General features: G+C 72.2%; 20 protein-coding genes. 2 read left to right on the top strand and 18 right to left on the bottom strand.

What is annotated here, in order from left to right; translation table 11 throughout:
* Positions 1 to 133 precede the first annotated feature (133 nt).
* From AC0VYM_RS09935 to AC0VYM_RS09915, 5 genes are all read right to left on the bottom strand, one after another.
* Positions 134 to 1,051: a sirohydrochlorin chelatase gene (locus AC0VYM_RS09935; RefSeq protein WP_475461368.1), complete on the bottom strand. Its 918-nt coding sequence runs from the start codon at positions 1,049 to 1,051 to the stop codon at positions 134 to 136.
* A gap of 147 nt (positions 1,052 to 1,198) precedes the next feature.
* Entirely contained in the window at positions 1,199 to 1,819 is a 621-nt protein-coding gene (locus AC0VYM_RS09930; RefSeq protein ID WP_475461366.1) for a GTP-binding protein, read from the bottom strand.
* Positions 1,800 to 2,312, bottom strand: coding sequence for a DUF742 domain-containing protein (locus AC0VYM_RS09925; RefSeq protein ID WP_475461363.1), 513 nt, complete (start codon positions 2,310 to 2,312; stop codon positions 1,800 to 1,802). The genes AC0VYM_RS09930 and AC0VYM_RS09925 overlap by 20 nt, the downstream gene beginning before the upstream one ends.
* Positions 2,309 to 2,743, bottom strand: coding sequence for a roadblock/LC7 domain-containing protein (locus AC0VYM_RS09920; RefSeq protein ID WP_378747117.1), 435 nt, complete (start codon positions 2,741 to 2,743; stop codon positions 2,309 to 2,311). Before AC0VYM_RS09920 ends, AC0VYM_RS09925 begins: the two co-directional genes overlap by 4 nt.
* A 1-nt stretch (position 2,744) precedes the next feature.
* On the bottom strand, positions 2,745 to 5,387 hold the full coding sequence (locus AC0VYM_RS09915; protein ID WP_475461360.1) for a sensor histidine kinase: 2,643 nt from the start codon (positions 5,385 to 5,387) through the stop codon (positions 2,745 to 2,747).
* 287 nt (positions 5,388 to 5,674) lie between these two features.
* Between AC0VYM_RS09915 and AC0VYM_RS09910 the strand changes: the two genes are divergently transcribed.
* Complete coding sequence (locus AC0VYM_RS09910) at positions 5,675 to 6,256, top strand: helix-turn-helix domain-containing protein (protein ID WP_475461358.1); 582 nt, start codon at positions 5,675 to 5,677, stop codon at positions 6,254 to 6,256.
* 106 nt (positions 6,257 to 6,362) lie between these two features.
* The gene (locus tag AC0VYM_RS09905) at positions 6,363 to 7,271 is read left to right on the top strand and encodes a class I SAM-dependent methyltransferase (protein WP_475461356.1); all 909 of its coding nucleotides are present in this window, start codon (positions 6,363 to 6,365) and stop codon (positions 7,269 to 7,271) included.
* A gap of 33 nt (positions 7,272 to 7,304) precedes the next feature.
* Here the strand turns inward: AC0VYM_RS09905 and argH are convergent, their stop codons facing one another.
* From argH to AC0VYM_RS09840, 13 genes are all read right to left on the bottom strand, one after another.
* The gene (gene argH / locus AC0VYM_RS09900; RefSeq protein ID WP_475461353.1) at positions 7,305 to 8,723 is read right to left on the bottom strand and encodes an argininosuccinate lyase; all 1,419 of its coding nucleotides are present in this window, start codon (positions 8,721 to 8,723) and stop codon (positions 7,305 to 7,307) included.
* 80 nt (positions 8,724 to 8,803) lie between these two features.
* Positions 8,804 to 9,337 carry an arginine repressor gene (locus tag AC0VYM_RS09895; protein ID WP_475461350.1) on the bottom strand — a complete coding sequence of 178 codons (534 nt, stop codon included), beginning with the start codon at positions 9,335 to 9,337 and terminating at the stop codon, positions 8,804 to 8,806.
* Complete coding sequence (gene argF, locus AC0VYM_RS09890; protein ID WP_475461348.1) at positions 9,334 to 10,287, bottom strand: ornithine carbamoyltransferase; 954 nt, start codon at positions 10,285 to 10,287, stop codon at positions 9,334 to 9,336. The genes AC0VYM_RS09895 and argF overlap by 4 nt, the downstream gene beginning before the upstream one ends.
* Positions 10,284 to 11,492: an acetylornithine transaminase gene (locus tag AC0VYM_RS09885; RefSeq protein ID WP_475461345.1), complete on the bottom strand. Its 1,209-nt coding sequence runs from the start codon at positions 11,490 to 11,492 to the stop codon at positions 10,284 to 10,286. Before AC0VYM_RS09885 ends, argF begins: the two co-directional genes overlap by 4 nt.
* A complete protein-coding gene (gene argB, locus AC0VYM_RS09880; RefSeq protein ID WP_475462987.1) occupies positions 11,489 to 12,439 on the bottom strand; it encodes an acetylglutamate kinase in 951 nt (316 codons plus the stop codon). Before argB ends, AC0VYM_RS09885 begins: the two co-directional genes overlap by 4 nt.
* A gap of 38 nt (positions 12,440 to 12,477) precedes the next feature.
* Positions 12,478 to 13,284 (bottom strand): bifunctional ornithine acetyltransferase/N-acetylglutamate synthase, encoded by an 807-nt coding sequence (locus AC0VYM_RS09875; RefSeq protein WP_475461343.1) that lies wholly within the window; start codon positions 13,282 to 13,284, stop codon positions 12,478 to 12,480.
* A gap of 12 nt (positions 13,285 to 13,296) precedes the next feature.
* Positions 13,297 to 14,325 (bottom strand): N-acetyl-gamma-glutamyl-phosphate reductase, encoded by a 1,029-nt coding sequence (gene argC / locus AC0VYM_RS09870; RefSeq protein ID WP_475461340.1) that lies wholly within the window; start codon positions 14,323 to 14,325, stop codon positions 13,297 to 13,299.
* A 142-nt stretch (positions 14,326 to 14,467) separates the two neighbouring features.
* Positions 14,468 to 15,889, bottom strand: coding sequence for an NAD(P)/FAD-dependent oxidoreductase (locus AC0VYM_RS09865; RefSeq protein ID WP_475461337.1), 1,422 nt, complete (start codon positions 15,887 to 15,889; stop codon positions 14,468 to 14,470).
* A gap of 197 nt (positions 15,890 to 16,086) precedes the next feature.
* Positions 16,087 to 16,482 (bottom strand): MarR family winged helix-turn-helix transcriptional regulator, encoded by a 396-nt coding sequence (locus tag AC0VYM_RS09860; RefSeq protein ID WP_475462986.1) that lies wholly within the window; start codon positions 16,480 to 16,482, stop codon positions 16,087 to 16,089.
* Between the two features lie 325 nt (positions 16,483 to 16,807).
* Entirely contained in the window at positions 16,808 to 18,034 is a 1,227-nt protein-coding gene (locus AC0VYM_RS09855) for an aminotransferase family protein (RefSeq protein WP_475462985.1), read from the bottom strand.
* A gap of 500 nt (positions 18,035 to 18,534) precedes the next feature.
* A complete protein-coding gene (gene pheT, locus AC0VYM_RS09850; RefSeq protein ID WP_475461334.1) occupies positions 18,535 to 21,024 on the bottom strand; it encodes a phenylalanine--tRNA ligase subunit beta in 2,490 nt (829 codons plus the stop codon).
* Positions 21,024 to 22,142, bottom strand: coding sequence for a phenylalanine--tRNA ligase subunit alpha (gene pheS, locus AC0VYM_RS09845; RefSeq protein WP_475461331.1), 1,119 nt, complete (start codon positions 22,140 to 22,142; stop codon positions 21,024 to 21,026). Before pheS ends, pheT begins: the two co-directional genes overlap by 1 nt.
* A 184-nt stretch (positions 22,143 to 22,326) precedes the next feature.
* Entirely contained in the window at positions 22,327 to 23,565 is a 1,239-nt protein-coding gene (locus tag AC0VYM_RS09840; RefSeq protein WP_475461329.1) for a sensor histidine kinase, read from the bottom strand.
* Between the last annotated feature and the right edge of the window lie 449 nt (positions 23,566 to 24,014).

The following is a 24,014-nucleotide window of genomic DNA, read 5'->3' as shown; positions in this document are numbered from 1 at the left end:
AGGGTCGCCGCTCGCGGGTGGACGCGGTCCGAATCCGCCGTGAAGGAGCAGGTCACCCCGATCAACGCGACAGGGCCGCCCGGTGGTCCGGGCGGCCCTGTTCGACGGGGTCCTGGCGGGGCGTGTCGCGGAATCAGGACTCCGGACGGTGGCGGGAACCCACCGGGGCGGGCAGCTCCTCGGCGGTGGGCGGCTGCTCCACACCGAGCGAGTTGAGCACCTCGGCGTAGCGCAGCGCGGCGATCTTGCCCAGGAGGCTGTCCGCTCCCAGGGGAGCACCGGGCCGGGCGCCGTGGCGCTCGGCGAGGTCGGCCAGGTACTGGGCCGGGATCTCCGGGCCCAGGGCGCTCGGCGCGATGACCGGGCGCTGGCAGCCGCCCTGGCGCAGCTGGGCCACGACCTGCTCGATCGAGGCCTCGTTCTCCAGGTCCGCGGGGAGCACCGTCAGCCCCAGCCGTGCCGCGAGCAGGACGGCGGTGACGCCGGCGGCGCCCACGGCCCCCTCACCGCCCACGGCCCCGACGACGACGCCGTCGGCCATGGTGGTGTTGCGGGCGGTCACGCTGATCAGGCGCATACGGTCGGCGCGCACGAACCCGGCCTCGGCCAGGCGCAGGTGCAGCACCTCGGCCAGCATGGGGTGCGGGCCCAGGCCCTCGGTGACGCGGACGTCCGCGCCGGTCTGGGCCACGGCCGCCTCGATCGCGGCGTTGGTGCCCCCGTGCGGAGCCGTGACCAGGGGGACCACGACACCGGCGAGCGGTCGGCCCTCGGACTCCTCCAGATCGGCCAGGGCCTCACCGATACCCAGTTCGTGGCCCTCGGTGTGCCCGAACCTGATCGTCACCTCGGGGCGGTAGGCCCGGACGAGATCGGCCATTCGGGCACCGATCAACTCACCGTCGGCGTCCCTGGCCTGTTCGGCCGTGCCCGGGACCGCCATGATCAGGGTGGGGGTACCGAACCAGTTGTCGAAGGACAGCGGGTTGCGGTGGCGTCCGGAACGCCGCTTGGGCAGTTCGCGTGGGGGAAGTCGGTCAGAGTTTCGCATACCAGGATTCAGACGAGAAGTGGATGGGGCGCGCTGTCAAAGCGGGTGGTCACTGCCGCGACATTGTAGCGTTCAACACCACATTCACGGGCGTTTCTCCCGAACGTACAACGGACCGACCCGGCTCGGACTGGCGGGGTCGCCCGGTCAACCGCTGAGCACCGGGCGACGGCTGTTGATGACGTGGGTCACCAACTGGACGAGGACCTCCTTGGACGACTCCCGCTCCCTGGCGTCCGCCATCAGCAGCGGCACGTCCGCCGGAATGTCCAGCGCCTCCCGCACCTCCTCCGCCTCGTAGTGGGCCGCGCCGTCGAACTGGTTGACCGCGACCACGAACGGCACGCCCCGGCGTTCGAAGAAGTCCACCGCGTGGAAACAGGTGTCCAGACGACGGGTGTCGGCTAGCACGACGGCGCCCAGGGCGCCCTCCACCAGCTCGTCCCACATGAACCAGAAGCGGTCCTGTCCCGGCGTACCGAACAGGTACAGCACGATGTCCTCGTTGATGGTGATGCGCCCGAAGTCCAGCGCGACCGTCGTGGTGGTCTTGTTCTCCACTCCCCCGAGGTCGTCGACCCCCTGACTGGCCTCGGTCATCACCTCCTCGGTACTGAGCGGGGTGATCTCGCTGACGGAGGCCACCATCGTCGTCTTTCCTGCGCCGAACCCTCCGGCGATGATGATCTTGACCGCTTGGGGTATCGCCTCCGGCGCCTCACGCGCTTCCTGCGCCCCCGGTCGGTTCTCAGAGTCTGCGGATGCCATCGAGTACCGCCTGAAGTACTTTCTTCTCGGGAAGCTGGGTCACGGGCATCGCTGCCCGGGTGTGGACGTCCCCCTCGGCCACCAGGTCTCCGAGGAGCACCTTGACCACTGTCAGGGGGATGTCCAGGCGCGCGGAGATCTCCGCGACCGAGATGGGCCTCCGGCACAGGGTCAGGATCGCCTGGAGTTCAGGGTCCCGGACACGGTCGTCAAGGTCGCGGGCGGCCATCACGATCGTGATCAGGTCCAGTCCGCGCCCCGCGCTGCCGGGCCGGGTCCGCCCCCGGGTCATCGTGTAGGGGCGGACCAGCGGCCCGGCGGGGGCGTCCCCCGGAGTGATCCCGGCGGAGGGACCCTCGGAGGTGGGGTGGCCCCGACCTCGGTGCCAGGTGGGGTGTGTGCGCCGTGCGGGGCCGCCCACACCCTCCCGGTCCCCCGGCACAGGCGCCACGCTCGACAGCGGACCGTCGCGCTGTTCGCCTGGGGTGTTCACGAACTCCCGCCTCCCATGGCCGTCAGGTGGCCCGGGCGCCGTGGTGGCGCGGTGAGGAACTGACCCACCCTCTTGACTCGGAGGTTCATCTCGTAGGCGACCAGTCCGACGTCGGCGTCCTCGGTCGCCAGGACGGCCAGACAGGCCCCGGTGCCCGCCGCGGTGACGAACAGGTACGAGTGCTCCATCTCCACCACGGTCTGACGGACGTCGCCGCCGCCGAAGTGGCGCCCGGTGCCCCGGGCCAGGCTCTGGAACGCGGAGGCCACCGCGGAAAGGTGCTCGGCGTCGTCCGAGATCAGTCCCCGGGAGCGTCCGAGCAGCAGTCCGTCGGCCGACAGCACGATCGCGTGGCTGGCGCCCACGACGCGGTCGACCAGGTCGTCCAGGAGCCAGTCCAGGTTGTCCGCGGCCTTGCTCATGCCCACCATCTCAGTCGCTCTCTCCTGTGTGGTCGTCGGCGGCTGCACCGACCTGGTCATCACTGCTGTGCCCGGGTCCGTCGCGGCCGATCTCCTCGGCTCGACCGCGTCGGGTTCCGGCGCTGAAGGCGTCCATCATGCGGCGTGCCTGTTCGGGGCTGCGCTGCGACACCGGTTCGGAGTCGTACGGACCCGAGCCGGTCGAGGGGTCGTCGCGGAGCTGGGGTGCGAGGTTGGCCTGTCGCCTGCGTCGGGGCAGTCCGGCCCGGTCCGGTCTGGACCCGGCTCCCGTCTCGTCTCCTCCTCTTCGGGGCAGGGGCGCGTGGCCCGTGGTTCCGGGCCGCTGACCGGACGCGGGTGTGGGCGTGGGCCCGGACGCGGGCTCGGGTGTCAGGTCCGGGACCTGGCGCAGCAGCGGCCCGCCGGGGACGTGGTCACCGGTCTCGTCCGCTGGCCGGTCGTCGTGTTCGGGGACCGACCGCAGGACCGGGCGGGCGTGCCGGGGGCCCGCCTCGGCAGCGAGCAGGTCGGCGGGGTCGTCGTGCTCGGCTCCCGCGTGGGGTTCCGGGCGGACCGAGTTGGAGCGGGCGAGCACCGCCGCCCGGGGACGCTCCACCGGCGCGCCGCCGCTGGAGACCACCAGGGCGCCGGGCACGAGGACCACGGCACGGGTGCCTCCGTAGGGCGAGTGCCGCAGCTGCACCCCGATCTCGTGCTTGAGCGCGAGCCTGGCCACGACGAACAGGCCGAGGCGGCCGTCCGTCCCGGGGGTCATGACGTCGAACTCCGGGGCCTCCGCGAGCGTCGCGTTGTTCTCGTCCAGCACCTCCTCCGTCATGCCCAGGCCGCGGTCCTCGATCTCGATCACCACGCCCTTGGGGACGTTGTCGGTGGCGATCGTGACGTTGGTGTGGGGCGGCGAGTAGGCGGTCGCGTTCTCGACCAGTTCGGCCAGCAGGTGGATGACGTCGGCGACGACCGCTCCCACCAGGGACAGGTCCGGCACGGAGGTGAGTTCGACCCGGGCGTACTCGTCGGTCTCGGAGATCGCTCCGCGCAGGATGTCCACGAGGGGGACGGGGTGGCGCCAGCGCCGTCCGGGCTGGGCGCCGCCGAGGATGATGAGGTTCTCCGCGTGGCGGCGGCCCCGGGTCGCGAGGTGGTCGAGCTGGAAGAGGCTCTCCAGCAGGTCCGGGTCCTCCTCCTCGCGCTCCACACGGTCCAGAAGCTGGAGCTGCCGCTGCACGAGGGACTGGTTGCGGTGGGCGATGCCGAGGAAGACCCGGCTGACGCCCGCCCGGATGTCGGACTGCTTGACGGCGGCGCCGACGGCGGTGCGCTGGGCGATGTTGAAGGCGTCCGCCACCTGTCCGACCTCGTCGGTGCCGTGGTCGAGCTGCTTCATCTCGGTGTCGAGGTCCACGCTCTCGCCCGCCTCCAGACGGCGCACGATCCGGGGGAGGTCGCTGCGGGCGATCCCGAGCGTCTCCGCGCGGAGCCTGGCCAGCCGGTAGGTGAGGCGGCTGGCCGAGCTGGCGGCCACCCCGTAGGCGACCGTTCCCGCGAACAGGGAGGTGATGCCGCCGCCGAGCGCCATCGTGAACATCCACGAGCTGGCCTCCTCGGTGGAGGTGACCACGCTGTCCACCCTGTCGGTGGTGACCTCGGCCAGCCCGGTGTTGACCTCGTCGGCCGCCTCGCGCCAGGCGCCGAGACCGGCGGGCGGTGCGGGATCGCGCCGGAGCTCCCCGGTGAGGGGGTCCATGTCCACGGGCGCCTCGTACTGGACGAGGGTGTCGGCCACCCCCATGGCCTCGACCCACGCGGCGCCGCGGGTGATCCGCTCGACGCGCGAGGCCTGGTCCTCCTCGGCGTCCTCGACGGTGGCCGTTCCGGTCTCCGCCCGTGCGACGGAACCCTGGTCCTCGGGGAGTTCGTCGGGGAGTTCCTCGGCGCTCAGCCTGCGGCGCGTGTCTCCCGTGAGGGAGGCGATCTCGGCCTGGTGCGCGCGGGTGAGTTCGTTCTCGGCCAGCACCGCGGTGATGACGGCGTCGGCGTGGCCGAAGCTCTCCTGGGCCCACAGCAGGTTGTCGGCCTCCGAGGCGGCGTCGGAGACGAGCCCGTCGTCGAGCCCCTGGACGGTGGTCGAGTAGAGCCGGATGCCCTGTTCGATCGCTCCGGTGTAGGTGTCCAGGACGTCGGCCGCCGGGCCGGGTTCGGCGAGGTTGTCGGTACGCAGCGCCTGGACGTCCTCAAGGGAGCCGAAGAACGCCAGGGCCAGTGCCTCGGGCTCCTGTCCGTCGCCTTCCAGGGTGTCGCGTACCTGGCGGAGCTGGACGAACGCCTCGTCGGTGGTCCGCGCGGCTTCGACGAGCGCCTGTCGGCGGTCGCCGCCGGGGTCGGTGACGAAGTCGACGCCGAGACGGCGTTCGTCCTGGAGCGCGGTGAGCGCCCCGGCGAGGTCGGCCCCGGCCCGTCCGTCGGTGACGGAGTGGTGCAGGGACAGCGCCTGGGCGAGGGTGGCCGTGCTGAGCAGCACGAACAGCGCGAGGAAGGTGATACTGGGAATCAGCACGATCCGGTTGAGCTGTGTTCTGATCCCTGGCCCGCTACCGGACCTGGGCCCGCGACCCGTGCTCACTGGCTGACCCACTGCGCTCCTCCCACGGACTCGACGACGGGCACCGGAGACCACGCCTGATGCGTGCCGGTCCCCGCACGGGTCGTCACGGTACGCGCAGATGGAAACACGTGCGGTGTCCGCAGACTCAGGACGCTACCGCACTCTTCCCCTTGGTGCGGGGGGAATCGGAGATTGGATTCGCTCGGGGGCACGGGCCCTCGGCACGCCGGTCGAGTGGTGTGTACTCGCATGTCAGATGATGACGACACAAGTCCGACCTCGGGCGTTCCTTGCGTTGAGGACATAGGGTGCTGCCCATGACGCAAGAGGACCGTGATCTGGACCGGTTGGTGCGGGGGCGCATCCGTGCCCTCCGCGTGGCGCAGGGGTGGTCGCTGGAGGAGCTGGCCGCTCGGGCCCGGCTGAGCCAGTCCACCCTGAGCCGGATCGAGAACGGGCAGCGCAGGCTCGCCCTCGACAGCCTGGTGACCCTGGCGCGGGCGCTGGACACCACCCTGGACCAGCTGGTGGAGAGCGCCACCGACGACGTCGTCTCCAGCCCGATGGTGGACGGCGCCCACGGCACGCTGCGCTGGCCGGTGCGGGCGGACCCCGGCATGACCGTCATGCGCCAGAGGCTGACCGATCCCCCGCCGGACCAGCCCTCGCGGATGCGGGCGCACCCCGGTCGGGAATGGCTGGTCGTGCTGTCCGGAACCGCCGTGCTCCTGCTGGGCGACCGGCGCATCCGGATCGAGACCAACCAGGCGGCCGAGTTCCCGACCATGCTTCCGCACGCGATCGGGGCCGAGGGCGGCCCGTGCGAGATCCTCGGGATCTTCGACCGCGATGCCCGCCGGGGCCACCAGCGAGGCGACGCCGGGACCTCGCCCTCCTGAGCCGGGGCGCACGCGGGCTTGCGCGTTCGGCAGCCTCCGCGGACACTCTCTTGCCTTTGGCGAAAGAAGTGCTGCCGTCGGCGCAAGGTCGGCCTAGCCTGGCACCATGACGCACTCTCACACGCACCACGGACACCACCCGGGGCAGGACCGCCACGACCACGACGGCCACCGCACGGGACACGCGCACGAGCACGGGCCGGGCTCCCATGACCAGGCGCGGATCCTCGACCTCGACGCGCGGGTCACGGCCCCGCTGACCGACGACGTCATCGCCTGGCTGCCCCTCGACGAGGACCCGCGCGAGATCGTCGACCTGGGGGCCGGAACCGGGGCCGGAACCCTCCCGCTCCTGGCCCGCTTCCCCGAGGCGCGCGTGACCGCCGTCGACTCGTCGGCCGAACACCTCGACCGGCTGCGGGCGAAGGCCCGGGAGGCCGGGTCGGCCGACCGCGTGCGCACGGTCCTGGCCGACCTCGACCAGACGGACTGGCCCGACCTCGGCTCCCCGGACCTGGTGTGGGCCTCGGCCTCCATGCACCACATGGCCGACCCCGACCTCGCCCTGCGCCGGACCCGCGACCTGCTCGCGCCCGGAGGACTCCTCGCCCTGGTCGAGCTCTCGGGCTTCCCGCGCTTCCTGCCCGGGGACGCCCCGCAGGACCGCCCGGGGCTGGAGGAGACCCTGCACGCCGTGAGCGACCGGTGGCACGCCGGACACGTGCCGCACCGGGGCGCCGACTGGGCCGAGAGGCTGACCGCCAACGGGTTCCGCGTCGACGGTGAACGCACCCTGACGGCGGGGCTGGAGGGCGCCGGGGACCCGGTGGTCGTCGACTACGCGCTCACCAGCCTCCGACGCCTCAGGGAGAGCGTGGTCGACGAGCTGGCGCCCGAGGACCTGGCCGCGCTCGACCGGCTGCTGGACCCCGAGGCCCCGGGCGGGATCGCGCACCGGGACGACCTGACGGTGCGTACCGTGCGCTCCGTCTGGGCCGCCCGCCGCTCGGACTGATCCGGTCCGCGCGAGGGACGGCCCCGGGGATCCCTAGGACACGAAGGCCTTGCGGTGCTCCTCGACGTCGGCGCGGAGCCGGTCGAGCTGCTCCGCGACGCGGACGGGGGCGGTCCCGCCCCGGCCCGCGCGGGAGGCCAGGGAGCCCGCGACGGTGAGGACCTCGCGCACGCCCGGGGTCAGGTGCTCGGAGATCTCCGCGAAGTCGGCGTCGGTGAGCTCGGGCAGGTCGATGCCGCGCTCCTCGCACACCCGCACGCAGGTGCCCGCGATCTCGTGGGCGTCGCGGAAGGGGACGCGCTCACGGACCAGCCACTCCGCGATGTCGGTGGCCAGGGAGAATCCCTGCGGGGCCAGCTCCGCCATCCGGTCGGTGTGGAAGGTGAGCGTGGCGACCATGCCGGTCATGGCGGGGAGCAGCAGGTGCAGGCTGTCCACCGCGTCGAAGACCGGCTCCTTGTCCTCCTGGAGGTCCCGGTTGTAGGCGAGCGGGAGCCCCTTGAGGGTGGTGAGCAGGCCGGTGAGGTCACCGACGAGCCGACCGGCCTTGCCCCGGGCGAGCTCGGCCACGTCGGGGTTCTTCTTCTGCGGCATGATCGAGGAGCCGGTGGAGAAGGCGTCGTCGAGGGTGATGAAGGAGAACTCCTTCGTCGCCCACAGGATGACCTCCTCCGAGAGCCGGGACAGGTCCACGCCGATCATGGCGGTGACGAAGGCGAACTCCGCGACGACGTCGCGGGCGGCGGTGCCGTCGATGGAGTTCTCCGAGGACGCCGGGAAACCGAGTTCGTCAGCGACCGCCTCCGGGTCCAGCCCCAGGGAGGAACCGGCCAGTGCGCCGGAGCCGTACGGGGAGACGGCGGCGCGGCGGTCCCAGTCCCGGAGCCGCTCGACGTCGCGGACCAGCGGCCAGGCGTGCGCCATCAGCTGGTGGGCGAGGAGGACGGGCTGGGCGTGCTGGAGGTGGGTGCGGCCCGGCATGGCGGCGTCGGGGTGGGCCCCGGCCTGGTCCGCGAGGGCGCGCACGAGGTCGAGGAGCTGGTCCGCGATGGATCGCGCCTCCTCACGCAGGTACATGCGGACCAGGGTGGCGATCTGGTCGTTGCGGGAGCGTCCGGCGCGCAGTCGTCCGCCGAGTTCGGCACCCACCCGCTCGATGAACCCGCGCTCCAGCGCGGTGTGCACGTCCTCGTCCTCCAGCACGGGGGTGAAGTCCCCCGAGGCCACGTCGGCCTCCAGCCGGTCCAGCCCCGCGATCATGCGGTCGAGTTCGTCGGCGGTGAGCAGACCCGCGCGGTGCAGGGCGCGCGCGTGGGCGCGCGATCCGGCGATGTCGTGGCGGGCGAGGCGCCAGTCGAAGTGGGTGCTGAGCGAGAGGCGGGCCAGGGCCTGGTCCGGTCCGCCCTCGAAGCGGCCGCCCCACAGGCGCAGGGCCTCGGGCTGGTCGGCCATCGTGGTCTCCTTCGTGACGATTCGGGTGGTGCGGGACGGCGCCTGGCCGTCCGGAGCTGGGTTCGACGGCGCGCGGGCCGTCAGGGTCTGCGGTCGGCCAGCCGCAGCAGCGCCGCGGCCAGGTCCTCCCCGCCCTGGGGGTCGCGGGAGATCACCAGGATGGTGTCGTCCCCGGCGATGGTCCCCAGGATGGCGTGGAAGTCCGTGTGGTCGATGGCCGACGCCAGGTACTGCGCGGCCCCCGGAGGGGTGCGCACGATGACCATGTTGGCGGAGGCCTCGGCCGAGACGAGCAGGTCCTCGGCCAGCCGGGTGAGGCGGGCCCCGGAGACCTGTTCGAGGCTGAGGGTGTCGGGGCGGGTGCGCTGGAGGCGTTCGCCGCCCTCCCCCGGGAGCACGTAGGCCAGGTGACCGTCGGCGGTACGGAGTTTGACCGCGCCCAGTTCGTCCAGGTCCCGGGAGAGGGTGGCCTGGGTGACCTGCACTCCGGCCTCGGAGAGGCGTTTGGCCAGCTCCCCCTGGGAACGGACGTCCTCGCGGGTGAGGACGTCCGTGATGCGGGCGTGCCGGGCGGCCTTGGTCATGGGTGCCGGGCCGCTGGGGTCGTGGCTCATCGCGTCTCGGGGTCGGACTCGGGTTCGTCGCTGCTCTCCAGCAGGTGGGTGAGGAGCGCCTTCTGCACGTGGCGCCGGTTCTCGGCCTCGTCCCAGACCACGCTCTGCGGGCCGTCGATGACCCCGGCGGTGATCTCCTTGCCCCGGTACGCGGGCAGGCAGTGCAGGACGATCGCCTCCGGCCGGGCGACGGCCATGAGGTCCTCGTCCACGATGTAGGGGCGGAAGGGGGCCTCGCGGTCCTCCTTCTCGTCCTCCTGTCCCATGGAGACCCAGGTGTCGGTGGCCACGACGTCGGCGCCCTCGGCCGCTTCCCGGGCGTCGGTGGTGACGGTGACGGACCCGCCGGTGCCCTCCGCGATCTCGCGGGCGCGGGTCAGCACGACCTCGTCCGGGTGGAACGCCTCGGGTGCACCGATCCGTACGTGCATCCCGGCGGTGGCGCAGCCCAGCAGGTAGGAGTGGGACATGTTGTTGGCGCCGTCACCGAGGTAGGCGAGGGTGAGCCCGGCCAGGAAGCCCTTGACCTCGCGGACCGTCTGGAGGTCCGCGAGGATCTGGCAGGGGTGGAACTCGTCGGTGAGCGCGTTGATCACCGGGACGCCGATGTGCCGGGCGAGGTTCTCCACGTCGGCCTGGGAGAAGGTGCGCCAGGCCACGGCGGCGACCTGGCGCTCCAGGACGCGGGCGGTGTCCTCCAGGGGTTCGCCGCGCCCCATCTGGGTGCTGCCGGAGTCCAGGACCAGCGGGCTGCCGCCGAGGTCGGCCACGCCCACCGAGAAGGACAGCCGGGTCCGGGTCGAGGGCTTGTCGAAGAGCAGGGCGACGGTGCGCGGCCCGGCCAGGGGGCGGTACGCGAAGCGGTCCCGCTTCATCTCGTCGGCCAGGTCGAGGACGCGGGTCTGCTCCTCGGGCGTGAGGTCGTCGTCACGCAGGAAGTGCCGGGTCATGACTGCTGCTCCTTCGTGGCGGCGGCTTCGGCGGCGTCGAGGATGGTGGGCAGGGCCTCGATGAACACGCCGATCTGTTCGGGGGTGATCACCAGGGGCGGGGCCAGCCGGATCGCGTCGGGGGCGACCGCGTTGACCAGGAAGCCACGGACCGCCGCCTGCTCCTGGACGTGCGCCGCGTGCGGTCCGGTGAGCACGAGGGCGCGCCAGAGACCGCTGCCGCGCTGTCCGGACAGGAGGGGGTGGTCGATGCCCTCGATCTGCTCCGCGAGCAGGTCGCCCATCACCTTGGTGTGGGCGAGCAGGCCCTCGGTCTCGATGGTGTCGATGACGGCCAGCGCGGCGGCACAGGCCACGGGGTTCCCGCCGAAGGTGGAGCCGTGGTCGCCCTTCTGGAAGGCGTCCGCGAAGCGGCCGAAGCCGACGCAGGCACCGATGGGCAGCCCGCCGCCCAGGCCCTTGGCGAGGGTGAGCACGTCGGGGCGTACACCCTCCTCCTGGTGGGCGAACCACTGGCCGGTACGGCCGATGCCGCTCTGGATCTCGTCCAGGACGAAGGCGGCGCCGGTGCGGTCGCACAGGGCGCGGACCCCGGCGAGGTAGCCCTCGGGGGCGGGGACCACTCCGGCCTCCCCCTGGGTGGGTTCGACGAACACGGCGACACAGTTCTCGTCGACCGCCTCGGTGAGGGCGTCGATGTCACCGTGCGGCACGAAGCGCACGTCCGTGCCGAAGGGACCGAAGGGCTCGCGGATGGCGTCCTTGCCGGTCAGGGCGAGGGCCCCGGCGGAGCGGCCGTGGAAGCCCTTGGCGGCGGCCACGAAGTAGTGGCGGCCGGATCCGGCGGCGCGCTTGACCAGCTTGAGCGCGGCCTCGTTGGCCTCGGTGCCGGAGTTGGCGAAGAAGACCTTGGCGTCGCCGCCGACCAGCTCCACGAGGCGTTCGGCCAGCTGGACCTCGCGCTCGTGCACGAAGAGGTTGCTGGTGTGGGCGAGGGTGGCCGCCTGGTGGGCGACCGCCTTGACCAGGGCGGGGTGTCCGTGTCCCAGGCTGGAGACGGCGATGCCCGCGATGAGGTCGAGGTACTGGCGGCCGTCCGCGTCGTAGACCTCGCAGCCGCGACCGAGGGTCAGGGCCACCGGCGGCACGCCGTAGTTGGGCATGAGCGAGGCGGCGAAGCGCTCCCTCAGGTCGCTGCTGGTCACTTGTGGGCTCCCGTGTTCTGTTCGGAGGTATGGGTGGGGCGCCAGGGGCGCGGGTAGTGGCCGTTCCCGGAGAGGAGTTCGGCCTCCAGCTCCTCGTCAGCGACCATCGTGCCGACGCCCAGGTCGGTGAAGACCTCGAGGAGCAGGGAGTGCGGCACGCGGCCGTCGATGATGTGGGCCTGGGGCACGCCGCCCTCGACCGCCGTCAGGCAGGCCTCCATCTTGGGGAGCATCCCCGAGGAGAGGGAGGGCAGGAGGGCGCGGAGCTCGTCCACGTTGAGGCGTCGGATGAGGTCGGTGTTGGCCGGGTAGTCCGCGAACAGGCCCTCGACGTCGGTGAGCATGATGAGCTTGCTCGCGCCCAGGGCGACGGCGAGCGCGGAGGCCGCGGTGTCGGCGTTGACGTTGTAGACGCCGCCGTCGTCGGCGCGGGCGACGCTGGAGACCACGGGGATGCGGCCGTCAGCGATGAGCGCGGAGACCGCGCCGGGGTTGACCTCGCTGACCTCGCCGACCCGGCCGATGTCGACGGCCCGACCGTCCACCTCCACGCTCTTGCGTTCGGCGTAGAGGAGGTTGGCGTCCTCCCCGGACATGCCGACCGCGAAGGGGCCGTGCTGGTTGACGAGCCCGACGATCTCGCGGTTGACCTGGCCGGTGAGGACCATCCGGACGATGTCCATGGCCTCGTCGGTGGTGACCCGAAGCCCGGCGGTGAAGCTGGACTCCACGCCGGAGCGGTCCAGCATGGCGCTGATCTGGGGCCCGCCGCCGTGGACGACGACGGGGCGCAGGCCCGCGTAGTAGAGGAAGACGATGGACTCCGCGAAGCGGACCCGCAGCTCCTCGCTGATCATGGCGTTGCCGCCGTACTTGACCACGACCGTGCGGCCGTGGAAGCGGGAGAGCCAGGGCAGCGCCTCGATGAGGTGCGCGGCCTTGTCCATGGCCTGGGCCTGGTCCCGGGTGGTGGGTGTCGCGGAGTTCACTGGTGGGCCTGCCTGTCCTGGGGGGCTCCGGGTTCGGAGGTGAGGGATGCGGACGTGTCCGCCGCGATCTGGGCCGCGAGCTCCTCGCAGACCCGGGTGAGCAGGAGGGCGACCGCCGACTCGTCCGGGGTGTCCGGGGCGGCGCCGCTGGCCATCAGCAGGACGGTGTCGTTGGTGCCGGTCAGCGGGGCGAGGGTGGAGGCGGCCGCGTCGGTGACCAGGCGCTGGCACTGCTCGGGGCTGAGCGCCGCGTCGGTGGTCAGGACGCACAGGGCGGAGCCGACGGAGGCGTCGGGGCCCTTCGCCATGCCGCCGACGGTGACGCCCTCGCCGCGCCGGAAGGCGAACTTGGCGACGGTGTCGTCGGTGCGGACGGCGTCGGCGGCGGCGAGCCCGCCGCCCCGGGCCGCCTGGGCGAGGGCGTCCGCCAGGGCGGTGTTCAGGGGCGCGGTCGGCGGTACGGCGCCGGTCTCCCCGGCGGAGCAGAGCGCGATCTCGGCGGCGGAGTCGGCCAGGAGGGCGGCGGCGTGCTCGGCCTGGGCGTGGGCGGCCTGGAAGCCGGGCGGCCCGGTGGCGGCGTTGGCGCCGCCGGAGTGGAGGACGACCGCGCGGACGCGTCCGCCCGAGACGACCTGCCGCGTCCACAGGACGGGCGCGGCGGGTGCGGGGTGGTCGGTGAAGACCGCCCCGGCCGCGCGTGCGGGGCCGTCGTTGACGACGACGGCGAGGTCGCGGGCGTGGTCGGCGCCGGTTCCGGTGGTCACGCCGGCGGCACGGAAGCCCTGGGGTGCGGTGACGCTCATGTCGGCCCCTCCTTAGGGCGCGACCGCGGCGAGCGGGAGGCCGGTGGTCTCGGGCAGGCCGAGGGCGATGTTGGTGCTCTGGAGCGCACCGCCCGCGGTGCCCTTGGTGAGGTTGTCCAGGGCGGCGACGGCGACCATGCGTCCGGCGTCGGCGTCCACGGTGACCTGCACGAGCGTGGTGTTGGCGGCGAGGGTCATGGCGGTGTTGGGCCAGGTGCCCTCGGGGAGGAGGTGGACGAAGGGTTCGTCGGCGTAGGTGGTCTCGTAGGCGGCGCGGACCTGGTCGGCGGTGACCCCGGGCTTGAGGGGCGCGGTGCAGGTGGCGAGGATGCCGCGCGGCAGGGGTGCCAGGACCGGTGTGAAGGAGAGGCGGACCGGTTCGCCGGTGACGGCGGTGAGGTTCTGGACGATCTCGGGGTTGTGCCGGTGGGTGCCGCCGACCCCGTAGGGGCTGAGGGCGCCCATGATCTCGCTGCTGACGAGGTTGGGCTTGGGTGCCTTGCCCGCGCCGGAGGTGCCGGTGACGGCGACGACGGTGAGGTCGGTCTCGACCAGCTGCTGGGCCAGGCCGGGGAAGAGGCCGAGGGTGGCGACGGTGACGTGGCAGCCGGGGACGGCGATCCGGCGGGCGCCGGTGAGGCGGTCGCGCTGTCCGGGCAGTTCGGGGAGGCCGTAGGGCCAGGTCCCGGCGTGGGGGGTGCCGTAGAAGCGTTCCCAGGCGGCGGAGTCGTCGAGGCGGAAGTCGGCGCCGCAGTCCACGACGAGCACGTCCTCACCGAGCTGCTGCGCGATGTCGGCGGACTGCCCGTGCGGGAGGGCGAGGAAGACGATGTCGTGGCCGCGCAGTTCCTCGACGGTGGTGGGCACGAGGGTGCGGTCCGCGAGCGGAAGGAGGTGGGGCTGGTGCTGGATGAGGGGGGTTCCGGCGTTGCCGCCCGCTGTCAGGGCGCCGATCTCGATGTCGGGGTGTCCCAGGAGCAGACGCAGCAGCTCGCCCCCGGCGTAGCCGCTGGCTCCGGCGATGGCCGCTGTGTATCCCATGGTGAGACCCTCTCTGATCGCTTGGACTGAACCATCATGCATGCCAGTGTAATTTTATGCAACTGATGGCGGTCGAAGCGGGGGGCGTACGAGGAGGGTACGACGGGTGCGGCGGGGACGCGGCCGGGGCGGGAGGCGCGGGTCAGTTCCCGGGCATGCGCGTGGCCAGATCGGCCAGGCGGGAGGTGTGGCCCTTGCCCTCGGTCCGGGACTCGCGGCGGTCGGCCGAGCGGTAGAGCCCGCGCACGACCTGGGTACCCATCCAGCGCAGGGGCTCGGGCTCCCAGCCGCGCACCTCGTGTCCGACCCACGGCAGGCGGGTGAGGTCGCTGCTGCGACCCAGGACCAGGTCGCGGAGGGTACGACCGGCCAGGTTGCTGGTGGAGACGCCGCTGCTGGAGTAGCCGCCCGCCCAGCCCAGCCCGGACGCGGTGTCCAGGTTCACCGTCGGGGACCAGTCCCGGGGCACCCCGAGCACGCCCGACCAGGCGTGCTCGATCGGGGCGTCCGCGACGCCGGGGAACATGCCGGTCAACGAACGCCACAGTTCGGCGATGGCCTGCGGGGCGGTCGCCCCCTCGTTGTCCTCGGAGGCGCCGAGGCGGTGGGGTGCGCCCCGGCCGCCGATGGCGATGCGGTCGTCGGCGGTGCGCTGGGCGTAGACGTAGGAGTGGGCGGAGTCCCGCAGGAGCTCACGACCCTCCCAGCCGATGTCCTCCCACAGGTCCGCGGCGATCGGCTCGGTGACGATCATCGAGGAGTACATGGGGCGCCACCGGCGGCGCTGCCCGCGCAGGGTGGAGGTGAAGCCCTCGGTGGCGCGCAGCACGTGGTCGGCGCGGACGGTGCCGCGTTCGGTGACCACGGACGGGCGCTCGGAACCCTCGCGGGGACGGATCTCCGTCACCGGGGTGTCCTCGAAGATCTCCACGCCCAGCGCCTCGACCACGCGGGCCAGGCCGGTGACCAGCTTGGCCGGGTGGACGCGGGCGGCGTGCCGCGAGTAGGCCGCGGCGACGGCTCCGTCCACCGCGATCGGGGGCGCGTGGTCCAGGTCGACCATGTGGATGTCGTCGGGCCAGTACCCCCAGTCCTGGAGGTAGTCGATGTGGGCCTGGAGGCGTTCGTGCTGGGCCGCGTTGCTGGCGATCAGGCGCATACCGCCCTTGACGACGTCGGCCTCGATCCCCTCGGCCTCGGTGACCGAGACGACCTCGTCCACGGTGTTCATCAGGGCCCGCTGGAGGGCGATCATGGCGGGCTTGCCATGTGACCGTGCGTAGTCCTCCTGGGAACCGGAGAACTCGGCGGACAGCCACCCTCCGTTACGCCCCGAGGCGCCGAACCCCGCGAACTCCCGCTCGACGACGCAGACGCGCAGGTCGGGCTGGTCCTTCTTGAGGTAGTAGGCGGTCCAGAGGCCGGTGTACCCGGCTCCGACCACACAGACGTCGTAGTCGGCGTCACCGGGGAGGGGGGATCTCCGTTCGGGCAGGCCGTCCTCACGGAACCAGAAGGAGACGCCGCCGTTGGCGAACCGGGACGACCGGGGAATGGGCCTCATCTGGGCAGCAGTGGTGAACAGCCTCATCATTCCCCCCGGAACCTCAGTGCTCCCGACCCACCCCGCGTTGGGCCCCCGAACTCTGGCCAACCTACATGGGAACGAACGCGCATGGGATGTTTTCTGCACATTCACGTGGATCGGCACACCACGGGAGTGGGGATTCGGCTACACAGAGTCGCAGCCCGGGATTCGCGTCAGCCGCGGGCGCTGTCACGGAGCGTACGCGCGATGGTGGCGAGTTGTCGAACCCCCGCCTCACCGAGCGGCGCGAGCACGTGCTCCCGGAGGCGTTCGACGTGGCGCACCCGCGTCGCGACGATGAACTCCAGGCCGCTCTCGGTGAGGGTGGCGTAGACGACGCGACGGTCGCTGGCGCAGTTGTGTCGTTCCAGGTAGCCCTCCTTCTCCAGGCGGTCCGCCAGCTTGGTGAAACCGCCCGTGCTGAGGCTGACCTCACGCGCCAGGCGGCTCATCGGCAGCTGGTGCCCCGGAGTGCGCTGGAGCCGGATGAGGACCTCGAACCACGGGCCCGCCATGTCCTTGCCGTCCGGGGTGATCCCGTGCAGCAGGCGCGGCTGGATCGCGCTCATCGCCTCGTGCACCAGCCCCCAGGTCGTGATCAGATCGTCGTCACTGGGCCCGGCCTCCAGCGGTTCGACGGTCTCCGCGCCGTCCCGCTCCACCGTGGCGTCTCCCTGTGCCGTCATGGACTGCCCCCTGCCGTGTGACCGGGGGCGCCGACCCTACGCACCCCCGAAGAAGTATCTTCCCAGTAAATATTACTGCACAATACCAGCACTCGACAGAGGTTTCCTGGGAAAATAATCAACCCACCGGCGCCGTGCACCGGTGGGTCCTGCGGATCCTGCTGCGGGGTCCTTCCTCGGGGAGCCCGGAAGCCCGGGCTCCCCCTCGTCAGTGTCGGTCCATGACGGCGTCCAGCGCCCCGTACAGGGTGGACGTCAGGTGCTCGACCTGCTCCCAGGTGATGATCAGGGGCGGCGAGACCAGCAGCGCCTTCGGGATCGGACGGACGATCACCCCGCGCGTGCGGGCCTCCGCGAACACCTCCGCCGTGGTGATCCCCCGCTCGGCGAGCGCCTCCTCGGTGAGCTCCACCGCGCCCATCACCCCCACCCCGGAACGGACCTCGGCCACCAGCGGGTGGTCGGCCAGCCCGCGCAGTGCGGAGTCCAGGTGGGTCTCCACCTCACGGGAGACCGTGAACAGGTCCTCGCGCTCCAGGATGTCCAGGTTGGCCATGGCCGCGGCGCACGCCGACGGGTGGCCCGCGTAGGTGGTGCCGTGCAGGAACGGGTTGCCCTCCTGGTTCCAGAAGGGGTCGGCCACACGACCGTTGACCACGACCCCGCCCAGCGGCAGGTATCCGCTGGAGACGCCCTTGGCGAAGACGATCATGTCCGGGCTGACCCCGAACCGCTCGATCCCGAACCAGTTCCCCAGACGGGCGAAGCCGCAGATCACGCTGTCCACGACGAAGAGGACACCGTACTTCTTACAGATCCGCGCCACGTCCGCGAAGTAGTGCTCCGGCGGCAGGAAGACACCCCCCGCGCCGATCACCGGCTCCGCGAAGAAGGCGGCGACGCGGTCCGCCCCGACACGCAGGATCTCGGCCTCCAGGGCCGCGGCGGAGTCGTGCGGGACCACCGAGGTGTCCTCGATGAGCTTCCCGTAACCGGAACGGAAGCGCTCCATCCCGATCATGCTCGTGCCGAACCCGTTGAGGCCGTGGTACCCCCCGGTCCGGCTGATCAGGTGCTGCCGCTCCGGCTGGCCCTGCGTGACCCAGTAGGCCCGCGCCAGCTTGGCGGCGGTGTCGATCGACTCCCCTCCCCCGCAGGTGAGGATGACGCGCGGGTCATCGACCGGGGCGTGGGCGGCGAGGCGGTCGCTCAGCTCCATCGCGGGTACGTTGGCGAAGTCACCGTAGACGGTGTAGGCGTCCAGGGTGCTCATCTGTCGGTGAACCGCGTCCGCGATCTCGGCGCGACCGTGCCCGACGTTGGAGTACCAGAGGCTGGCGGTACCGTCGAGGTAGCGGTCACCGAACTGGTCCCAGAGCCACACGCCCTCGGCGCGGGCCACGACGAACTCCGGGCCCTTGGCCACGGTGTTCATATCACAGAAGGTGTGCCAGAGGCGGCTGGGCTCCCGGTGTTCCTTGGGAGCGAGCGCGGACGAGACAACCGTTTCGGTCATATGGCGACCTCCGAGCCGTGACATGCGCGAGAACGCGCAGCGGAAAACGGATCTGACCCCTCCCTGGGCGCCCAGGTCGTGGCAGGTACTCGCAGGCTAAGTTCTCAAGCCGCTCCACAGCAAGAGCCAAAACGAGCTTTCATGCCCCGAAACCCAAACTTCATTCCGGCTACCCCCGCCGCCTCACGCTAAAACCCTTACTACGCTGGAAAGACACCCCTCCAATTTTCTTGAAATCCGAACCCTTCCACTGCACGTTTCACAACAGAGGGAGGTCTTCCGGCATTCCTTCTCAGCGGGGGTCCGGACCCGTACTCCGGCAGGGACACAGAAAGGCGGGACGGGTCCCCTCACATGGGAGGACCCGCCCCGCCGCGACCCGCCGACACCGTCTCCTCGCGGAGCGGCGCCGACCGGGGTCAGCCGCGCAGGACCGCGCCGGTGCGCTCGGTGGCCAGGGCGACGGCCGCGTCGCGCGCGGCACCCGCCTCCTCGGCCGTCAGCGTCCGGTCCTCGGCCCGGAACCGCAGCGCGAAGGCCACCGACCGGCGACCCTCACCGACCTGCTCGCCGGTGTAGACGTCGAAGAGCCGCACGCTCTCCAGGAGGGGTCCGGCCCCTTCGGCCAGCGCCTCGCTGATCCGGCCGACCGGCACCGAGGCGTCGACGACCAGGGCCACGTCCTGGGTGGCCACCGGGTAGGTCGACACCGTCGGCGCGGGCACCTCGGTGCGGGCCCGCTCGACACCGTCGAGGTCGATCTCCGCCGCCGCGGTGCGCTCCGGCAGCCCGAACGCCTTGACGACCCTCGGGTGCAGTTCTCCGGCGTGACCGACGGGCACGCGCTCGCCCTCCACCCGCACGTACAGCGCGGCGCAGCGACCGGGGTGCCACGGTGCGCGGGTGTCGGCCTCGACCTCCAGGTCGACGCCGGCGACCCGGGCGACGTCCCGGGCGGCCTGGATCGCGTCGGCCCAGGTGGCCGCGCGGCCCTCGCCCCACCAGCCCGCGCGCTCGGCGTCGCCGGTGATGACCACGCCCACGCGGCGCGGCTGCTCGGGCAGGGCCGCGTCGACGAGCGCGAGCTCCTCGGCGCTGGGACCGCGGTCCACCGGCAGGATCGGGGCGCGGGTAGCGCCGGGAACCGGCAGGTACACCAGGCCCGTCTCGAACAGGGCCACGTCCGTGAGGCCCCGTCCCACGTTGCGGGCGAGCGCCTTGAACAGCCCCGGCAGGAGGGTGGTCCGCAGCAGCGGCTCCTCCTCGCTGAGCGGGTTGGCCAGGCGCAGGCTGGCGCGGCGCGGGTCGTCGGCGGCCAGCTGGAGGCCGTCGAGGTCGCGCTCGGCGGTGAACGGGTAGGACAGCACCTCGTTGTAGCCGGTGTCGGCCAGGATGCGGCCGACCGCGCGGCGCAGGCGCTGGCTGGAGGTCAGACCCCGACCCGAGCCGCTGGGCCGGATCGAGGGGATGTTCTCGTACCCCTCGAAGCGGATGATCTCCTCAGCGAGGTCGTTGGGGTCGGTGATGTCGGGCCGCCAGGTGGGCGGGGTGACCCGCAGCAGGTCCCCGTCCGCCTCGACGGCGCAGCCGACGGCGCGCAGCCACCGCTCACTGGTGCCCTCGGGGTAGTCGACCCCGGCCACACCCGACGCGTGGGACGCCCGGATGACGATGGGCTCACGCGGGGCGGACTCGTCGACGACCGTGTAGGCGGTCTCGACGGTGGCACCGCCGAGCTCGGCCAGCAGCTCCACGGCGCGGGTGGCGGCGGCGAGCTGACCTGCGGCGTCGATCCCGCGCTCGAAGCGCCGGGAGGCCTCTGAGGAGAGCTGGTGCCGCCGGGAGGCGCGGGCGACGCTCATGGCGTCGAAGTGCGCGGCCTCGACCAGGACGCTGGTGGAGGCCAGGCCGATCTCGGTGTTGAGGCCGCCCATCACACCGGCGACGGCCTGGGCTCCGGAGTCGTCCGCGATGACGATGTCGTCGGCGTCCAGGGAGCGCTGGACGTGGTCCAGGGTCTCCAGCTTCTCCCCCGCCTCGGCCTGGCGGACCCGGATCGCGCCGTTGACGCGGTCACGGTCCCAGGCGTGCAGCGGCTGGCCGAGTTCGAGCATCACGTAGTTGGTGACGTCCACGGCCAGGGAGACAGGGCGGACGCCGCACTGGTGCAGGCGGCGCTTCATCCACAGCGGGGTGGGCGCCTCCGGGTCGAAGCCGGTGGCGCCGCGCAGCACGAGGCGGTCGCAGCGCGCGGGGTCCTCGATCGCACCCGGGTGGCCGGGTGCGGTGGCCTCGGCCACGGTGACGTCGGCGGGGTCGTGCAGGGCCACCCCGTACAGGGCGGCGACGTCGCGCGCCACGCCGCGCAGGGACAGCGCGTACCCGCGGTCGGGGGTGACGGCGATGTCGAGGACGTCCTCGCGCAGGCCGAGAACGGCGATGGCGTCGGCGCCGATCTCCGCGAAGCCCTCGGGCAGCACGACGATGCCGTCGTGGTCCTCCCACAGGCCGAGTTCGGTGGCCGAGCAGATCATGCCCGCCGACATCCGCCCGTAGGTCTTACGGGCACCGATCCGGAAGCCGCCGGGCAGTTCGGCGCCGGGCAGGCAGACGACGACGAGGTCGCCCTCGACGAAGTTGCGGGCGCCGCAGACGATCTCCTGCGGTTCGCCGGTGCCGTTGGCCGGGCCGACGTCCACCTTGCAGTAGCGGATGGGCTTCTTGAAGCCGGTCAGCTCCTCGATCTCCAGCACGCGGCCGAAGACGACGGGTCCGGTCAGGTCGGAGCCGAGCTCGTCGACGGTCTCGACCTCCAGCCCGGCGAGGGTCAGCCGGGAGGCGAGGTCACGGGCGGAGACGTCGGCCGGAAGCTCGACGTACTCACGCAGCCAGGTCAGGGGGACGCGCATCAGTTCTCACTCCCGAAGGCCGAGGTGAAGCGGATGTCGCCCTCGACCATGTCGTGCATGTCGCGCACACCGTGCGCGAACATCAGTGTCCGTTCGATTCCCAGTCCGAAGGCCCAGCCGCTGTAGACCTCCGGATCCACCCCGGCGGCGGTGAGCACGCGCGGGTTGACCACGCCGCAGCCGCCGATCTCGATCCAGCCCTCGCTGGAGCAGGTGCGGCAGGGCCGGTCGGGGTCGCCCACGGAGGCGCCCCGGCAGACGAAGCACTCGATGTCCACCTCGGCGGAGGGCTCGGTGAACGGGAAGTAGGAGGCGCGGAAGCGGGTCCGCAGGCCCTCACCGAAGACGGACTCGACGAAGGCGTCGATGGCGCCGCGCAGGTGCGCCAGGGTGATGCCCTTGTCGACGACGAGGCCCTCGAGCTGGTGGAAGACCGGGCTGTGCGTGGCGTCCAGCTCGTCGGTGCGGAAGGTCTTGCCGGGCGCGACCACGTACACCGGCAGTTCGCGCGAGAGCAGCGCGCGGATCTGGACCGGGGAGGTGTGGGTGCGCATGACCAGGCCGGACTCGCCGCCGTCGGCGCCCTCGACGAAGAAGGTGTCCTGCATGCTGCGGGCCGGGTGGTCGGGCTGGAAGTTGAGGGCGTCGAAGTTGAACCACTCCGCCTCGATCTCCGGACCCTCGGCGACCTCGAAGCCCATCCCGACGAACACGTCGGTCATGCGCTCCGCGACGGTGGTCAACGGGTGTCGGGCCCCGCGGGGAGTGCGGTCCCACGGCAGGGTGACGTCGACGTGCTCCTCCACGAGGACGCGCTCGTCGCGCTCGGTCTCCAGCACCGCCTGGCGGGCCTTGAGGGCCTGCCCGACGTCGCGCCGGGCGCCGCCGACGCGCTTGCCGGCGTCGGCCTTGGCAGCCGGGGGCAGAGCGCCGATCTCCCGGTTGGCCAGGGCCAGCGGGGAGCGGTCCGAGGCGTGCGCGAGCCGGACCTCCTTGAGTTCTGCGAGGTCGGCGGCGGCCTCGATGGCGGCCAGCGCCTCCTCGCGCATGCGGGCGACCTCGTCGGGGTGCAGGGAGGTCACCTCGACCGGGTCGAAGGAATTGTTCGGTGCAGACATGGTTGGTTGCCTCGCCGTCACCGGTCCCCCACGGAGCGGGGACCGGCGCGGCAGTCACGGTCCGCACGGGGGCGGACGAAGCCGACAGGAAAAGCACAGGCGGTTTCGGGCAGCCCGGGAAGGTCCGTCGCGGGGTCCGGGACATGCCGCGTGCGCCCACCGGGGGGCCGAAGGGTCTGAGGGCTCAGACGAACTCGGGCGTCCCGGCGGGCACGGTAAATCGGAACTCGGCGCCGCCGTTGGGGGCGCGTCCGACGGTGATCGTGCCGCCGTGGGCCTCGACGAGGCCCTTGACGATGAACAGTCCGAGGCCGGTTCCGCCACGGCGCTTCCCGCGCCAGAACTGACGGAAGACGCGCGGAACGGTCTCGGGTGCTATGCCCTGGCCTTCGTCGCGCACCGACACCGCTGCTCCTCCTTCACACGGCTCGATCACGACACTGACAGTACCAGCGCCGTGCCGCACCCCGTTTTCCACGAGGTTGGAGAGGATCTGCTCCACCTTGTCGGCGTCCAGCCACATCTGCGGGAGCTCACCGCGGGTCTCGACCCGGAAGCGGTCCTCGGCGTAGCCGGAGGCGACGCGGCTGGCGACCAGTCGGCGCACGGCCGTCGGCAGGTCGACGACCTGACGGCGCACCTCCAGGCGCCCGGACTCGATCCGGGAGACGTCCAGGAGGTCGTGGATGAGCCGGGTGACGCGGTCGGCGTCGGCGTTGACGGTCTCCAGCATGAACAGCTTCTGCTTGTCGGTGAGCCGTTCCCACTTGTTGAGCAGGGTGGAGGTGAAGCCCTTGACGCTGGTGAGCGGGGAGCGCAGCTCGTGCGCGACCTCCGAGACGAGGTCGGCGCGGGAGCGTTCGACCCGCGCGGAGGCGTCCCTGAGCGTGAGGACCAGGCGGACGAGGTCGCCGCCGGGTCGGGCCCGCACGTAGCGGGCGGAGACGAGGATCTCCCGTTCGTCGGGCAGGCAGAGCATGCGCTCGGGCTGGCGGGTGCGTTCGCGGTCACCGCCGTAGGGGTCACTGGACTCCCACCAGTTGTTGCCGTCGAGCCCGTTCAGCGGCAGGGCGGCCCGGAAGTCCCGGCCGATCGCGGACGTGGCGGGGACCCCGGTCAGCTGCGCGGCGAGGGAGTTGAAGAGGACGACCCGGCCTCCCGCGTCGGCGACGACCACCCCGTCGGGCAGGTCGTCGGCGTGCAGGGGCGGACCGTCCGCGCCCGCCGAGGCGGTGTCGACGTCCCACAGCGCGGGCGCGGGCGAGCGCCGCCGCCCGGTGCGGGGGTCCGGTTCGGGGACACCCTCCCGGTTGGCGGGGACGTCGGTGGTGTGTCCGTGCCCTGGGACGGGGTCCTTTGAGGGTCGCGCCGCCGCACCGTCAGAGTCCTCCGCCGGTTGGCCCACGTGTCGGCCGCTGCCCACGCCTCTCCCCGCTCCCCTCCGAAGGTCCGCGACCACAGGACTCCTGGGTCGGGATCGCTGACCGGTCGTGTCCGTCGCTGAACTCCCCGGACACCACCGCAGATCTACCCTGCACTCCCACCTGGTACGCCTGACGACCCGGGATACGGCGTCACCCGGAGCCCGGGAGGCGGCCTCCGTTCGGCGCCGCCGTCCGGAGGCGGTCGGCCGCACGCGGGCCCCGGGCCCGCCCGCCGACACGGTGAAGCACCGTGTGCTCACACCCTGTCGCCAAGCCTGCCGTGTCGTCGCGGTCACGCGCACCGTCCTACCCGTGACACGGGTCGGCTGGGGGTGGACAAGCGGGATGCGCATGAACCACCGTCGTACTGGCCCGACCCTATCGACACTCGAACCCCGTGCACGTGCATTTCGGGTGGTTGAGGCAACCTGTTACCGAGCGTGTGGGC

Source organism: Nocardiopsis sp. iso_237 (assembly GCF_056173345.1).
The sequence above is the reverse complement of the archived record's forward strand: the minus strand, read 5'-3'. Positions and strand labels throughout refer to the sequence as shown.

What these genes read in the sequence shown, in the direction of transcription:
- AC0VYM_RS09935 (WP_475461368.1), bottom strand. Translation starts at nt 1,051, where the DNA reads ATGCGAAACTCTGACCGACTTCCCCCACGCGAACTGCCCAAGCGGCGT.
- argB (WP_475462987.1), bottom strand. Translation starts at nt 12,439, where the DNA reads ATGGACAAGGCCGCGCACCTCATCGAGGCGCTGCCCTGGCTCTCCCGC.
- argC (WP_475461340.1), bottom strand. Translation starts at nt 14,325, where the DNA reads ATGGGATACACAGCGGCCATCGCCGGAGCCAGCGGCTACGCCGGGGGC.
- argH (WP_475461353.1), bottom strand. Translation starts at nt 8,723, where the DNA reads ATGGCCGACCAGCCCGAGGCCCTGCGCCTGTGGGGCGGCCGCTTCGAG.
- pheT (WP_475461334.1), bottom strand. Translation starts at nt 21,024, where the DNA reads ATGCGCGTCCCCCTGACCTGGCTGCGTGAGTACGTCGAGCTTCCGGCC.
- AC0VYM_RS09920 (WP_378747117.1), bottom strand. Translation starts at nt 2,743, where the DNA reads ATGGTGGGCATGAGCAAGGCCGCGGACAACCTGGACTGGCTCCTGGAC.
- AC0VYM_RS09905 (WP_475461356.1), top strand. Translation starts at nt 6,363, where the DNA reads ATGACGCACTCTCACACGCACCACGGACACCACCCGGGGCAGGACCGC.
- AC0VYM_RS09865 (WP_475461337.1), bottom strand. Translation starts at nt 15,889, where the DNA reads ATGAGGCCCATTCCCCGGTCGTCCCGGTTCGCCAACGGCGGCGTCTCC.
- AC0VYM_RS09930 (WP_475461366.1), bottom strand. Translation starts at nt 1,819, where the DNA reads ATGGCATCCGCAGACTCTGAGAACCGACCGGGGGCGCAGGAAGCGCGT.
- AC0VYM_RS09855 (WP_475462985.1), bottom strand. Translation starts at nt 18,034, where the DNA reads ATGAACACCGTGGCCAAGGGCCCGGAGTTCGTCGTGGCCCGCGCCGAG.
- pheS (WP_475461331.1), bottom strand. Translation starts at nt 22,142, where the DNA reads ATGTCTGCACCGAACAATTCCTTCGACCCGGTCGAGGTGACCTCCCTG.
- AC0VYM_RS09875 (WP_475461343.1), bottom strand. Translation starts at nt 13,284, where the DNA reads ATGAGCGTCACCGCACCCCAGGGCTTCCGTGCCGCCGGCGTGACCACC.
- AC0VYM_RS09910 (WP_475461358.1), top strand. Translation starts at nt 5,675, where the DNA reads ATGACGCAAGAGGACCGTGATCTGGACCGGTTGGTGCGGGGGCGCATC.
- AC0VYM_RS09895 (WP_475461350.1), bottom strand. Translation starts at nt 9,337, where the DNA reads ATGAGCCACGACCCCAGCGGCCCGGCACCCATGACCAAGGCCGCCCGG.
- AC0VYM_RS09860 (WP_475462986.1), bottom strand. Translation starts at nt 16,482, where the DNA reads ATGAGCGCGATCCAGCCGCGCCTGCTGCACGGGATCACCCCGGACGGC.
- argF (WP_475461348.1), bottom strand. Translation starts at nt 10,287, where the DNA reads ATGACCCGGCACTTCCTGCGTGACGACGACCTCACGCCCGAGGAGCAG.